Genomic DNA, 13,544 nt, shown 5'->3' on the forward strand with positions numbered 1-13,544 from the left:
CCAGTGGGAATGCCCGGGTCTTAGAAGTGACGGCGGACCGTCAGCGAGAATTCGCGCGGCGGCCCCACCGGGCTCGAAATGGCGAGCTGGGTGCCGTCGAACAGTTGATAATAATAAAATTTGTTGGCCAGGTTCGCGACGTTGAAGGTGGCCGACCACTTCCTGTCCATGGTCTCAAATTCGATGCCGGCATTGAACAGCGAATAGGGATGAATGATGTATTGCGGACGGGCGGCATGCGCGCCGGACTCGGTGTCGAAGTCTTGCTCCGATTGCCAGCTCCAGTCGACCCGCGGCGTGAACTTGCCGATCTTCGTGTCGATGTCGTAGCGGATCGCGGCATGCATGTTCCACTCGGGCACCCGAACATTGCCCGGCGCGATGTAGCCCGGCAGACCCGGTGTGTGGACGCGCGACGTGAAATGATTGTAGCCGCCCGACCAGTCGATGCGCAGGCGATCGACGGGCAGCGCCGAGATATCCCACTCGAAGCCCTTGATCGTCGCGGGCGTGCCCGTCGAAATGAACCAGGGCACATTGCCCGGATTGCTCGGGTAGAGGCTCGTGCAATCCGCGGCTGCGGGATGCCAGGTGGCAGCAGGAAGCTGCCCCAGGCACTGCACACCGCCCTGCGCCGCCAGGATCGACTTATAGTCGGTCAGAAATCCGGCGAGATTTACGCGCAGATGATGGTCGATGAGGTCGCTCTTCACGCCAACCTCATAGGAAATGAGGTCCTCACCCGGAGTCGAGGTGAGCTGCTGCGGCGTGATGATGATGTCGGTGACGCCGGCGGGGCGCGATCCCGTCGCAGCGGACGCATAGGCGAGGATGCTGTTGGTAATCTGATAGTCGGTCGAGATCAGCCAGTCCCAGCGGCCATAGGTCCCGGTGAACGGGAAGGGCACGGTGATGAGCGGCGGGTGGTCGAGTGAATAGCGGATGCTGCCGTCGGTATAGCGGCCGCCGCCGGAAATGCGCCACCGGTCCGTCGCGTGGAAATCGAGATGGACGAAGCCGGACTGCGACTCGATATGCGCAAGATCGTTTTGCGTGAAATTATCGACCACATAGCCGATGAAGCCGGCCTTGATCGCATTGTAGCGAAGGATATAGCCACCGACGACCCAGTCGAGCTTATTGTCGAAGAGCTTGCCGTCAAAGCGTAGTTCGCCAGTTTTCTGGGTCACATACTGATCGAAGTGCGAGAGCACATAGCCGAGTGGCGACTCTTCGCCGTTTTGCGTAAAGTTGTTGCGGAACTTCGACCATGAGGCGATCGCGGTCATGTTGATGTCGTCGGAGAGCCTCCACTTCAGGCGACCCGAGATAGTCGTGTTCTCTGCCTCCTTGTTGCGCGGGTAGCAGAAGCCGGACGGCGATGCCGCATAGGGCGCCGCCTGCAACACGGCGTTGAACTGCGGACGGCAGAAACTCGAATAGACCGAATATGGCTGGCCAGGAGGTGCCAGGAAGCGGCTGTCGAAGCGGATGCCATATTGCGCCATCATCTGCTGATTATACGGTTCGATCAGCGTGCTGGGGTTCGGGTTCGGATTCACCGCCTGCACCAGAAGTTCCGGCGTCTCCTGCATATCCGCTTTGTCATAGGCAGCGGTGATCAGCAGGTCGATGTCGCTGGTCGGGCGCCAGCGGAGCTTGACCTGCCCGCCGCCCTGCGTGCCGCCACCCAGCTCACCGACCTTGCAGCCGCGCGATGCCGCATCGGGTTGCGCCGGGAAGGAGCCTGCAAGACCGGGTGTGCCAAGCTTGTGCATCTCGCAGGTGAAGTCCAGCATGTTCACATAGCCATCCTGCTTCTGGATGTGCCCGGAAACACGGACGGCCAGCGTGTCGGTGAGGCCCAGGTCGATCGCGCCGGTCGCCTTCATCAGGTTGCGCGAGCCATATTGCAGCGAAGCGTCCCCTGAGCCGTCACCGACCGGATCCTTGGTGTAGATTTTGATCGCGCCGCCGATGCTCGCATTGCCGGAGAGCGTGCTCTGCGGACCGCGCAGCACTTCGATATGGTCGACGTCAGTGAGATCGAAGCCGGAGCCGACGACGGTGGCGTGATAGACATCGTCGACATAGAGCGCCACGGCGGGTGCACGGGCGAAGCTGTCCTGATCCTGCAGCACGCCGCGCATCGAAATGACCGGGCCGCTCGCCTGAGCCAGCGGCGGGTGGCTGTAGAGATTGGGGATGACCGCACCGAGATTGCCGACATTGGTGACGTGCGCCGCCTCGAGCTGTTCGTTGGACTGCGCGGAGATCGCCATCGGCGTCCTCTGGATGTCCTCGCGCACATAGCGCGCCGTCACCACGATGTCCCCGAAACCGTCGGCGGCCGGCGCCGCGGGCGTAGCGGACTGGGCGCCTTGCGTGGCTTCCGGGCTCTGCTCCGCCGGAACCGAGCCGGCGCTCTGGGGCGGCAACTGCGGCGGCGTCTGTGCCAGAGCTGCGCTCGAAAGCGCCGCCATGACACCAAAAGATGCGCCGCCCAGCAGCCATTTCTGCAGATCAATTCGGCAGAGCCTTCCGTCCCTCATCGCCCTCTCCCTGTTCGGTGCGGCAGCCGTGCTGGCGCTCGCTCGTTGATTGTTCTCCACCTTTCGAGCGCGTCGAATGAGAGGCACTCCAATGGATAACATGTTAAACTTAATTAGGCGATTCGACGCTGTCAATCCGGCTTAAGAGAGCCGCCCCAGGGCGGCAATTCGATCTTTTACGCCCCGTGACCGCTTGGTGTTATCGTGATGCGATGCAGCGAAACACTAGGCAAAGAGGGGATTATGCGCCGAGTATCCGAACGGCGCGGAGACGGAGCAGCCCTCTTGCCGCCGGCGCTTGCCAAGTCTCCGTGAGACAATTAACGTGATAACTAGGGGGCTGCCGGAATAGGCTTGTATCCTGCGGCAATCACCAGGATCGGCGGTTTGGCGATCGACAAGGATCGAGGTGTCGCGCCCGCTAAGAGAGAGGATGAAAGAAAAGATGCGGACCATTGCAAAGCGTCGCGCCGGGCTCGGCCCGAGTCGGCTGCTGGATCGGCTCTGCCGCGATGCCGGCGCTCTGTTCGCCATGTTGCTCTTGGCCGGCCCGCCTCTGGCTGCGCAATCGACGGGCGCGCCGCCGGGACCTCAACGCTTTCGCGTTGAGAAGGCGGATCCCGCCTTCGATACGCTCGTCGCTCCGGGCGCGACGTTGGAGACCGTGGCGTCGGGGTTCGGCTTCAGCGACGGGCCGGTTTGGGTGCGGAAAACCGGCGCGGTGCCCGGTTACCTCCTCATCAGCAGCATCATCGGCAATGCGCTCTACAAGGTGACGCCGCAGGGCAAGGTCACCCTGTTCATGGATAAGGCGGGCTACAGCGGCGACGATTTTCTACACGACGGCAAGCTTGCCTATATCGGCCGCATCCACATGATCTTGATCGGCCCAAATTGCACAGGGATCGATCCGCAGGGCCGGCTGGTCTGGTGCGCGGGACAGGACCGCGCGGTCAAGCGGATGGAGAAAGATGGGCGGGTCACGGTTCTCGCGGATCGCGGCGACGGCAAACGGTTCAACGGACCCAATGACGTGGCAATCGCGAAGAACGGCGCCATCTACCTGACCGACTCCGACGTCGGCCTACGCGGCGGCATCAACGGCAGCCTCGCCGAACAGCCCAATTCGGTCTGGCTGATCAAGGACGGCAAAGTGATCAAGGTGGTCAGCCGCGACGAACTCGGCTCGGAGCCCAATGGTATCGCGCTCTCGCCCGACGACAAATATCTCTATCTATCGGCCGGCACCATGACCGAGCACCCGCGCATGATGCGCTATCCGGTCCTGGCGGACGGGACGGTCGGCAAGGGAGACGTCTTCACCGAAGGACCGGGCATCGGCGACGGGATGAAGACGGATCCAGAAGGTAATGTCTGGTCGACCGGCCCGATGCCGGGGATCATCCGCATCACCGCGCCCAGCGGCAAGCTGCTCGGCCTGCTGCACATGCCGACCAACGGCGACCGGGAGCCGCAACGGGCGATCTGCGCCTCGGCGCTCGCCTTCGGCGGGGACGACGCCAGGACGCTCTACATCACGGCCTGCGATGACATCTACGCGATCAAGCTGAAAAAGCCCGGCGCTCTCGAGGGGCCGGCGAGCTGACGCGGGCCATGGCGATGATCGAGACGCGCATGACCACGCCCTTCGACGAGGCGCTCACGCGTCGGCCGGTCGGCGCATTCCAGCTCGCGACCGCCGCCATTTGCCTGGTTCTGCTGATGTGCGACGGCGTCGATATGCAGCTGCTCGGATTGGTGGCCCCGCTTGTCATCAAGGATTTCGGCGTCGACAAGAGCAGATTCGGCATCGCCATGAGCGCCGCGCTGATCGGCATGGGCGTCGGCGCCTGGTTCGGAGGTTGGCTGGGCGACCGGATCGGCCGGCGCTATTCTCTGGCGCTCGCGGCGCTCTCCTTCGGTCTCGCGACAATCGCAGCCAGCCTGTCGAACGGGATATGGCCCATGGCGGCGTGGCGCTTCCTCGGGGGCCTTGGTTTCGGCGCGGCCTTTTCCAATGCCCTTGCGATGACCAGCGAATGGCTGCCGGAGCGCTGGCGGCCGTTGGCGATCACCAGCTTGTCCGTTGGCACTCCCGCCGGTGGCGCGATCGCCGGGGCGCTTGTGCCGTTCTTGCTCGCCGGCCATGGCTGGCGGGGCACGTTCGTCCTCTTCGGAGCCTCCACTCTCCTCCTGGTGCTGATCGTGCTGCTGCTATTGCGCGACAGCCCGGCATTTCTCCTCGCCACTGGCCGCACGGCGGAGGCCGATCGTCTCGCCCAGCGCATCCTGGGCAGCCCGGCGATCCTTGCCAGCGCGCGGCGAGCCGAGATAGCCCGTCACGACGATCCCGTCGGCGTGTTCGACGCGAGCAACTTCCGGCTCAACCTCGGCGTAGCGCTCGGTTTCGGGTCGGCAACGCTCGTCGCCTATGCAATCCTCAACTGGTCGACGTCGCTGCTGACCGCCAAAGGCATGTCGCTGCCCTCGGCGAGCTATGCCGTGTCGGTCGCAGGCGTCGCGGCGATCATCGGCTCCGTGGCCACAGGCGTTTTGGTTCGCGCTTTCGGTTCGCGCCAGGTGCTGTTGGTGGCGAGCGGCGTTCTCCTGCTCATCCTCGTGACGCTAGCCAGCGTAGTCGAGCAGACGGCCGGCGCCCTCGACGCCCAGGCCGCTGCGATCATCGTGGTCCTGATCGGTCTCGCCGCGGCGACGTTCAGCTGCGCTATCGCGACCCACTATGTCATCATCACCCTGGGCTACCCGCAATCGTGCCGATCCTCGGGGATCGGCTTTGGGGTGTTCGTCGGGCGGATAGGCGCGATCCTCGCGAGCGGCCTTGGCGGGACCCTGCTGGATCTGGGGCACGGCAGCAGCCTCATCTTCTTCATCGTTCTCGCAGCGGGGTCGCTCATCATCGCGGTGGCGAGCCTTATCATCGATCGCCACGTCGTGGCTCGGGCCTCTGGAGGGGCGCACCGAACGTAGGCCCGCGATCCTCAGGTCGGTGCGGACGTGACGTCCGATCCAATCTTGCGCGCGACGACGATCCGGTCCACGCCCCCGCGCAAGATCAAAGCACTCCCATGAGAGCCGATCTCGACCTCTTCGGCGCCTTGCTGCTCCCCGACCTCGCGCTCGCGGAGGAGATGGTGCCGCCGCTGATCGCGCACATCGCCTCCGCAGTCTGACGTCCTTCCGTTTTCAGCTCGATCCGGGAGGCCATTGAGACAAAAGGCATTAACACCCGAAAGCCGCGTGGCGGCAGCTAGCCTGGATAGCGAAATGCGACGTAGGGTTGACGTCGGCTCGGGGCTTTCGCTGCCCGGTAGCAGATAACCGGGAAAGTCCCGGAGACTATCGCTTCGAGCGACCGGCGGCCTCGCCGAAGCGCTCGCGCAGCCCAAATGAACGAATGCCCGGTTTCGGGTGGCCGGTGAGCAGCGCTGAGCGGCCTGAAGTGGGTCATCGCAGCGGTGAGGGACGAACGGCAGCTTACCTTAACCGTAACGCCAAAAGCGGCCAGTCAGCAGCCGACCATTCCGGTCATTCGACATGCTGGCGCGGCATCCCGAGACGCGCACAGTCCCGTATCTCCATGTTCAATGGACCGTGTCCGGAAAACGCAGTCGGGAACAGGTTTTGGGAAAACGGCCTACCGGAGGGCATCGAGAGACCGATACTACTTTGGCTGTCTTGCTGGACCGTCCAAATCGGGAATGGTCCGCGTTACCGAGGTGGCATGGTGTGGTGTGCAATGAAGGTGGGGGCTGAACGGTCGTTCTGTGGTGCAGCATCCTCGTCAAAGATTGCGCCACCTTGGCGATCCACCCGAAAGTGCCCCAGCAGGCTTGAGCAAACATCTTGGCCGGGGAGGCAGGGGCGAGTGGCGTGAGCGACGAAGAAAAAGCTGGCGTGGTCCGCACGATCCAACCTGACGTTCGCGTCGGATTTGTTGGGATTGGCTGAATGGTTCAGCCTCTGGCGAGCAAGGACTAGCACCTCTTGGCGGGCCGTACCCTCGCTGATGAGGGGGGCCGCAAGACCCGAGGAGCAAACAATTCCAACGGCAAATAGCCCGAGAAATAAACGCCCGCGCATGTCGGCCTCCAACAGCCGTTTACCGCCAACGTGGCTTTCCCGCAAAGGGATCGTTTGCGGTACAGCCAGCGGCAGCTATCCGCTTCCGGCCGCCCGAAAGCTGCCGGTCGGAAAGTCTCCAAACTGCGTCATTGTCCACGCAAATCAGCAGCAACCGCGTGGGCCTCAGGCGAGATGAACCAATGGCTGAAACAACGGGGACGAGAAGAGGCCGCGAGCGGCTGGGATTGGGTCTCGACGCCCTGCAGTGCTGCTCAAGCTGCAGCGCCGAGCGATGCTGCGAGGTGTTCCACAATCGCTCGCACCTTCGCGGAAGGCCTCGGGCCGGCCGGGAAGACCGCAAATACCTCAGCCGGGTCGAGCTGGTAGTCTTCGAGCAGTTGTATGAGCTGGCCGCAGCGCAGTTCCTCTCCTGCCATGACGCGGGTGCCCAGGGACAGGCCGAGGCCGGCAACTGTGGCCGCCAAGACACCCGGGGCCGAGTTGATCCAAAGCCTCGCATGCACATCGACCGAGGTGACGATCTTGTTGTGCCGGAAACGCCAACTCTCGCTCCCGAACGAGCCATGCTGAAGGATACAGTCGTGGCCGACCAAGTCCGCCGGCTGAGCAGGCGTGCCGTGGGCGGCGAGGTAAGCAGGCGCCGCGATCACCAATCGCTCGACCAGTGCGAGTTTACGCGCGCCGAAGGTGGAGTCGTCCAAAGGCCCTACGTTAATGCGGATGGCGAGGTCGACGCCGTCCGCGATGAGGTTCTGGCGCGCGTCACTCATGGCCAGCTCGACTTTCAGGTTGGGATGGCGGGCCAGAAACGGCGCTAGCGCCGGGATGATCGCGCGCGTGCCGTACATGAGTGGTATTGCGAGCCGGATGACGCCGTGAAGTGAATCCAAGCCTCGCGTCGCCTGCTCGGCCTCTTCCATCTCGGCGAGAAGGCGTCTGGCGCGCTCCAGATAAAGTGCGCCGGCGTCGGTCAGAGAAAGACTGCGGGTGGTGCGCAGCAGCAGCGTCGTGCCGAGCCGCGCCTCCAGCATACCGACGATCCGCGATACAGAGGGCTGCGATAGTTTCAGTTCGCGCGCGGCGCGCGAGAGGCTGCCGCTGTCGGCGACGCGGACGAAAACGGTCATCTCTTGCCAGCGATCACTCATTTGAATCTCGGATAAATGTTGTTCGGTTTGACTGGATACACTGCTTCGCGCTGAAGACCTATTTTCCGGGTCACGGTACCCATTCCCAAACCATCGAAGAGAAGGCGTTCCCTGCAGTGGCTATCAAGATTTACGGCGACCCCGGTTCGGGCAGCCGCCGCCGCGTCACCGCAGCCGCGGCCGCGATGGGCATCGACATCGAGATCGTGAACATCGATCTTTTCAAGGGCGAGAGTCACACGCCCGAGTTTCTAGAGCTGAACCCCCATGGTCTGTCCCCCGTGATGGTGGACGGTGACTTCGTCCTCTACGAGTCCGCGGCCATCAATCTCTACCTCGCCGAGAAGGCGGGCAGCGACTTGGCGGGCCGCACCACCGAGGAGCGGTTTCAGGTCCTGCAGTGGATGTTTTGGTCGGGTGAGCAGTGGCGCATCTTTGCTACACTCACCTTCGACGAGGTGCTCGGCAAGAAGTTCATAGGCCAGTCTGCGGACGAGACCATCGTGAAACTGGCGGCCGACAAGATCCGCGCCGCCGCCGCAGTGCTCGACGCCCATCTCGCCAAGCACGACTACATCGTGGGTGACCGGCTGACACTGGCCGACTTCGACATCGCCGGACCATTCTCGCAGAACGAGCGGACCAAGATCCCGCTTAACGACTTCCCAAACTTGGTTGCTTGGCAGCAGCGCCTACTTTCCGAGGTTGCAGGTTGGGCGGCGACGAAGCGCGAGGTCGACAAGCGCATCGACGGTGCGCTGGCGGCGGCCGGCGTTAAGCTTTGACAGCGTGGCGCCGGCGTCCTTGGAGACGACCGGCGCCATGCTTTTGCTACTGCTGCACAAAAAGTAGGTTGGTAGCTGATCCTACATCTCGAAGATGAACGATCGTCCGGTATGAGAAAGCGGCAATCTGGTCATGAATGGCCGGCATTGGGTCTCCTCCCCCTGCGCGCGCGGTAGTCATCGGCCCCTCCAAGTTTGGCGAGGGGCCGATCGCCATTCTTAAGCCGCCGCGCCTCCATCGATGTTAAGCGTAGTTCCCGTGATGTAGCTCGCATCAGGTCCGGCGAGGAACGAGACCGCGCCCGATATCTCCTCCACTTTGCCGTAACGGCCGAGCGGGACGAACGCGGTCATCTGTTTGGCAAACTCGCTATCGGCGGGATTCAGGTCGGTGTCGATTGGTCCTGGCTGCACCGTGTTGACCAAGATGTTGCGCGGCGCGAGGTCCTTCGCCCAGCCGCGCGCCAGCGCCGCAACCGCTGCCTTCGTCGCGCTGTAAACCGCGGTTGCGGGGAAGGCGAGTTCGCCCGAGACGCTGCCGATCAGGATGATCCGCCCGCCGTCGGTCAGGTGGGGCAGCGCCGCGCGGGTGCCGACGTGCAATCCCTTGACGTTGATGCCGAACTGGCGGTCATAGGTCTCGTCCGTGTCGTCGGCGACCGCGGAGAATTCGGCGACCCCGGCATTGTGAACGAGGATGTCGATTGCGCCCAGCGCTGCCGCCGCCTGCTCGACGCCCGCGCGCTGCGACGCAGGATCGGCGGCGTCAGCCTGGAACGCGAAGGCGGTGCCGCCCGCGCTTTCGATCGCCGCTACGGTGGCGTCGGCCGCCGCCTTGTTACCGGCGTAGGTTATCGCGACTGACGCTCCGTCAGCGGCCAGTCGCTTGGCGATCGCCGCACCAATGCCGCGCGACCCACCAGTGACGAGTGCCTTCTTGCCCTGAAGTGACATGGGGTTCTCCAAATTTGGCCCGCGATCACGCTGTCGTGCGCTGTCGGCAGGGCGGAAAATGGGGCATCGTTTCCATAGTTCAACATTCCCGAACTATTAAATTTATCCTGATGTCCTATATCTGGCTGATGCCCCGCTTTACCCATCCCAGGCTGGAGGACGTTCCGCTCGATCTGGCGCTCCACGCGCTGGCCGATCCCAATCGGCTGGGCATGGTGGCGCGTTTGGCCGCGACCGAGCGGCTGAGCTGCACCGACGCCGCGCCGTGTGAAGCCATCCCCAAGAGCACGCTGTCCAACCACCTCAAGCTGCTGCGCGCCGCGGGGCTGATCGAGACGACCCAGGCCGGGCGCGAGATGATCAACACGCTGCGACGCTCCGATTTTGACCGGCGCTTTCCCGGGCTGCTCGACGCAGTGCTCGCCAATCGACCTGTCTGACCTGATCGCGGCATTGGGACGATCTTCGGCATGCCGGTGCTGCTGGGCCGCCATTTCGGTGCCGCAAGGAGGTCGCGCAGGCCGTCCAGCGAGGGCGACCTAACCGTAGCTCCGCTGACCCGCATTTCCACGTCCGAAACTGACGAACGTCAGCAACAGGGAAACGAAACCTTGGCCTAAAACTCGGCTTCTGGGTCTTTCCGCCTGGATCGCTGGCCGAAAGGCCGCTCGCTTCCGTCGACGCTCACCCGAAGTTGGCAGCGATTCATCAGCCAACCGAATGTAGAAATCGCTGCGGCGCGCTCGTCCCCCCAGAGGCATCGGCCGACACCAGACAAGCTCTGACCGGGCGGAACGTTATCAGGGAATTTAGCGCCGGCCCGCGCGTCTGAGTCGCATGCAGGCGGAGGCCCGTATGACACCCACCAAACTGCTCATCGGACAGATGCTGATCGTGATCGCGATCGTGATCGCTGGCGTCTGGTTCGCCACCCAATGGGCAGCGGCCGCCCTCGCATATCAGCCCGAGCTGGGCGCGCCCTGGTTCGCCGCATTCGGCCGTCGGATCTATTATCCGTGGGCGCTGTTCGGCTGGTGGTTTCGCTTCGATGCCTATGCGCCGAAGGTCTTCAACGAGGCCGGTATTATCGCCGGCGCCAGCGGTTTCGTAGGTTGCGGTGCGGCGGTCTTCGGCTCGCTGTGGCGCGCCCGCCAGCGAACGAACATTACTACCTACGGCTCCGCGCGCTGGGCATCGGCCCGAGATATGGGCCGCGCCGGGCTGTTCAACGACGCCGGCGTCTTCCTCGGTCGCTCCGGCGCCAAGTATCTCCGTCACGACGGCGCCGAGCATATCATGGCGTTCGCCCCGACCCGGAGCGGCAAGGGTGTCGGCCTGGTCGTGCCGACCCTGCTCGGCTGGTCGGGCTCGGCGGTCATCCACGACATCAAGGGCGAGAACTGGCAGCTGACGGCCGGCTGGCGATCACGCTTCTCGCACTGTCTGCTCTTCAATCCCACCGACGTCCGCTCGGCGCGCTACAATCCGCTGCTCGAGGTCCGCCGCGGCACCGACGAGGTACGCGACGTCCAGAACATCGCCGACATCCTGGTGGATCCCGGGTGGAGTCGCCACCATTCCCGACAATCCTGACGTTCGGTGACTGTGCGCGAGCCACTGCGACATGGGCAACGAGCAGGGCAGCGAATGCGCCGGACCCTATGCGTCGCATGACAGCTAAACGTTCCAAGAGCCTCTCCCTAGGCTATGTCGCGGTATTCCGCGTCTCTAGAAAGGTGACAGAGCAGGACCCATTGCGTCCAATAGCGTTTGTGATCCTCGGTAATAGCGATCCGCAATAAGGGGCGTCTTGCTCAGGTCTCAGTCGGCCCTGTTCAGCTGCAGTGCCCCGGGCCTAAGAAACGGCTACCATAAGCCAGGCAGCGCCCAGTATCGCGTATGACGGCAACGCCAGGTGATGGGCGGCCCCCGCCCACCTTGCAGTCCTATCCCTCTGGAAAACACCGCCCACTTACACTCCCCAGCGACCGGCCAATCCGATCACAGACAGGCCCAGCTCAGCGCCGTCGCGCGTCGGCGCAGCGAGCGGACAAGGGAGCCCCTGCTCTATCGAAAAGGCCGAGACCTCGCCTGTTTGCGCTGGGTTTGCTGCTTGGCGCGCTATTGCTGGCGTGACGCCGGGACATCCACGGTCCCCCGGCCCTGTCGGTTTCGCCCTGGGCTGGGCCATGTCGTGCGCTCTGCGATGCGGAAGGATTGAACAATCCAAGGATGCTTCGGCAGGTTGCCAAAGAACATAAAAGCTTCAAGATGAATCTTAACTTTAGCCCCCACAAGATCGGCCGACTGCGAGGGTAGCCATATTTCCTCGCAAACGATAAGATGCAGGCAAGATTCTATTTCACTTCAGGATGACGTCAATTAGGAATCATTTTTGCATCTTATATGAGGGCACGCAGTGAGTGCGACCGAACGGGGCCGGCGCCGTGGTGGCGCGCTGGAGGCAGCGATCCTCGATGCTACCTGGGCGGAGCTATTGGAGCATGGTTACGCCGGCCTGACGATGGAGAGCGTAGCCAAGCGGGCCGGTACGAGTTGTCCTGTTTTGGCGCGGCGTTGGGCGAACAGGGCCGAGCTCGCGGTTGCCGCCATCCGCAATTATAACAAGCACAACTCAGTCGATGTGCCCGATTTAGGCAGTGTGCGGGCCGAATTGATTGCGCTCCTCCAAAAGCTTTCGAACCGGGGCGCAACGACGATGACGAAGACCCTTCTCACCGTAAGTGATTTCAAGGAGATCGCAGCGACCGTCAGAGATCTGTTGATGAAGGACACGTGTGACGGCGCATTGGAGAGAGTTCTGAACAGGGGCGTGCAGCGCGGCGAGTTGGATAGAGACAGGATCACGCCTCGGATTTTGGCCCTGCCGCTAAACCTCCTTCGCTATGAAGTGATCACGACAAGAAAGGCAGCCTCCAAGAAGAGCATCGAAGAGGTTGTCGATACGGTTTTTTTGCCGCTGGTTGAGAAAAGACAATCGGCCTAAGGCTACTTTGAAGCGCGCCGGCCGGCATATGATTTCGTTAGTCTCGCCGAACTAAAGAGCAGTTTTGAGCGATCAACTCCAAAAGCTTGTCGTTTTGAACCGAGTAGTAGGCGTCGTGGGGCGTTGATGTATAGGCGGCGAAGGCTGAATAGAGCGCGTCGGCCGCGGTATCAGGGAGTGGGACATCCCGAGCCGCAGAGACGGCAGCTGCATGGGCTGTGGCACCGGCGGCAGCAGCCTGGCGGGCATGCGCGGCGGCTAGTTCCGTCGCGGCGGCGGCTCTCGCCAGGCTCGCAACATTGTCGGCACCCTCATGGGCGTCCTTGGCCGCAATGACAGAGGCATGAGCAACTTTGGAAAGGTGCGAAGCGTAACCGGCAGCGGCTGCAGCGCTTGTCCACGCGCCGGCATTCCCCGCAGATGCGGCCGTTGCGGCGGCAAGAACGGCGGCAATAGCGCGGGCGGTCGGACCGCGAGCCGCGCTCGACCCGAGGGTCCCTTTCACGGCGTCTCGCGCGCGGGTCAGCGTTTCCTCTCCGCCCTTTCCGTCGAGATAGGCGTCGGTGGCCCTTATGCAGTCGACCAGCAGGTTGTTCTCCGGATGCTTACCCCCGAAGGACACCAGACAATCTTCAGCGCACCATATAGCGAACCGTCGCGAAACGATTTCGGGAATTTCCGCGACAAGCCGCATATCTGAAGCGGCAAATTCGCTGCCGCCATGTGAGATTTCTCCGCGCGCTTCCGCGACGAACCACCGCCGCCCATAAACTCTCGCAAGTGACGCTCGCGGAGAGACAGCTGCGTGAAGGCCATGTGAGCCACAAGCGATGTTGCCGCCTACCTTGGTCCATTCCCCAATGGTCCAGGACACCTGGCCGCAGTGCGAGCTCAAATCATCCCTGACAAACCGGTAGCACTGCAGCGTATCCATGGTTCTGGCCTTGCAGGTAGACGCGACGCTCGAGGCCAGCGCCCCAAGAAGGGATGCTCC

9 protein-coding genes and 1 pseudogene are annotated in these 13,544 nt (G+C 63.0%); 6 read left to right on the forward strand and 4 right to left on the reverse strand.

Annotation, left to right across the window (positions count from 1 at the left end; translation table 11 throughout):
* Window positions 1-20: 20 nt before the first annotated feature.
* A complete protein-coding gene (locus tag AB4Z44_RS08825) occupies window positions 21-2,687 on the reverse strand; it encodes a TonB-dependent receptor (RefSeq protein WP_404713672.1) in 2,667 nt (888 codons plus the stop codon).
* A 310-nt stretch (window positions 2,688-2,997) separates the two neighbouring features.
* Here AB4Z44_RS08825 and AB4Z44_RS08830 point away from each other — a divergent pair, with 310 nt between their 5' ends.
* Window positions 2,998-4,158 (forward strand): SMP-30/gluconolactonase/LRE family protein, encoded by a 1,161-nt coding sequence (locus tag AB4Z44_RS08830; protein ID WP_404713673.1) that lies wholly within the window; start codon window positions 2,998-3,000, stop codon window positions 4,156-4,158.
* 8 nt (window positions 4,159-4,166) lie between these two features.
* Window positions 4,167-5,540, forward strand: a complete 1,374-nt coding sequence (locus tag AB4Z44_RS08835) for an MFS transporter (RefSeq protein WP_404713674.1) — start codon at window positions 4,167-4,169, stop codon at window positions 5,538-5,540.
* 1,367 nt (window positions 5,541-6,907) lie between these two features.
* Here the strand turns inward: AB4Z44_RS08835 and AB4Z44_RS08840 are convergent.
* Window positions 6,908-7,804, reverse strand: a complete 897-nt coding sequence (locus AB4Z44_RS08840) for a LysR family transcriptional regulator (RefSeq protein WP_404713675.1) — start codon at window positions 7,802-7,804, stop codon at window positions 6,908-6,910.
* A gap of 116 nt (window positions 7,805-7,920) precedes the next feature.
* Between AB4Z44_RS08840 and AB4Z44_RS08845 the strand changes: the two genes are divergently transcribed.
* Window positions 7,921-8,589 (forward strand): glutathione S-transferase family protein, encoded by a 669-nt coding sequence (locus AB4Z44_RS08845; protein WP_404713676.1) that lies wholly within the window; start codon window positions 7,921-7,923, stop codon window positions 8,587-8,589.
* A gap of 219 nt (window positions 8,590-8,808) precedes the next feature.
* Here AB4Z44_RS08845 and AB4Z44_RS08850 read toward each other — a convergent pair whose 3' ends face one another.
* Complete coding sequence (locus tag AB4Z44_RS08850) at window positions 8,809-9,543, reverse strand: SDR family oxidoreductase (protein ID WP_404713677.1); 735 nt, start codon at window positions 9,541-9,543, stop codon at window positions 8,809-8,811.
* A 128-nt stretch (window positions 9,544-9,671) separates the two neighbouring features.
* Between AB4Z44_RS08850 and AB4Z44_RS08855 the strand changes: the two genes are divergently transcribed.
* From AB4Z44_RS08855 to AB4Z44_RS08865, 3 genes and pseudogenes are all read left to right on the forward strand, one after another.
* Entirely contained in the window at window positions 9,672-9,983 is a 312-nt protein-coding gene (locus AB4Z44_RS08855; protein ID WP_404714199.1) for an ArsR/SmtB family transcription factor, read from the forward strand.
* Between the two features lie 415 nt (window positions 9,984-10,398).
* Window positions 10,399-11,103, forward strand: a pseudogene (locus AB4Z44_RS08860) (type IV secretory system conjugative DNA transfer family protein); the annotation flags it as partial.
* Window positions 11,104-11,962: 859 nt separating this feature from the next.
* On the forward strand, window positions 11,963-12,550 hold the full coding sequence (locus AB4Z44_RS08865) for a TetR/AcrR family transcriptional regulator (RefSeq protein ID WP_404713678.1): 588 nt from the start codon (window positions 11,963-11,965) through the stop codon (window positions 12,548-12,550).
* A 37-nt stretch (window positions 12,551-12,587) separates the two neighbouring features.
* On the opposite strand, the gene AB4Z44_RS08870 is transcribed toward AB4Z44_RS08865, so the two are convergent.
* On the reverse strand, window positions 12,588-13,484 hold the full coding sequence (locus AB4Z44_RS08870; RefSeq protein ID WP_404713679.1) for a hypothetical protein: 897 nt from the start codon (window positions 13,482-13,484) through the stop codon (window positions 12,588-12,590).
* Between the last annotated feature and the right edge of the window lie 60 nt (window positions 13,485-13,544).

The organism is Sphingomonas sp. MMS24-J13, from assembly GCF_044905095.1.
Taxonomy (GTDB): domain Bacteria; phylum Pseudomonadota; class Alphaproteobacteria; order Sphingomonadales; family Sphingomonadaceae; genus Sphingomonas_I.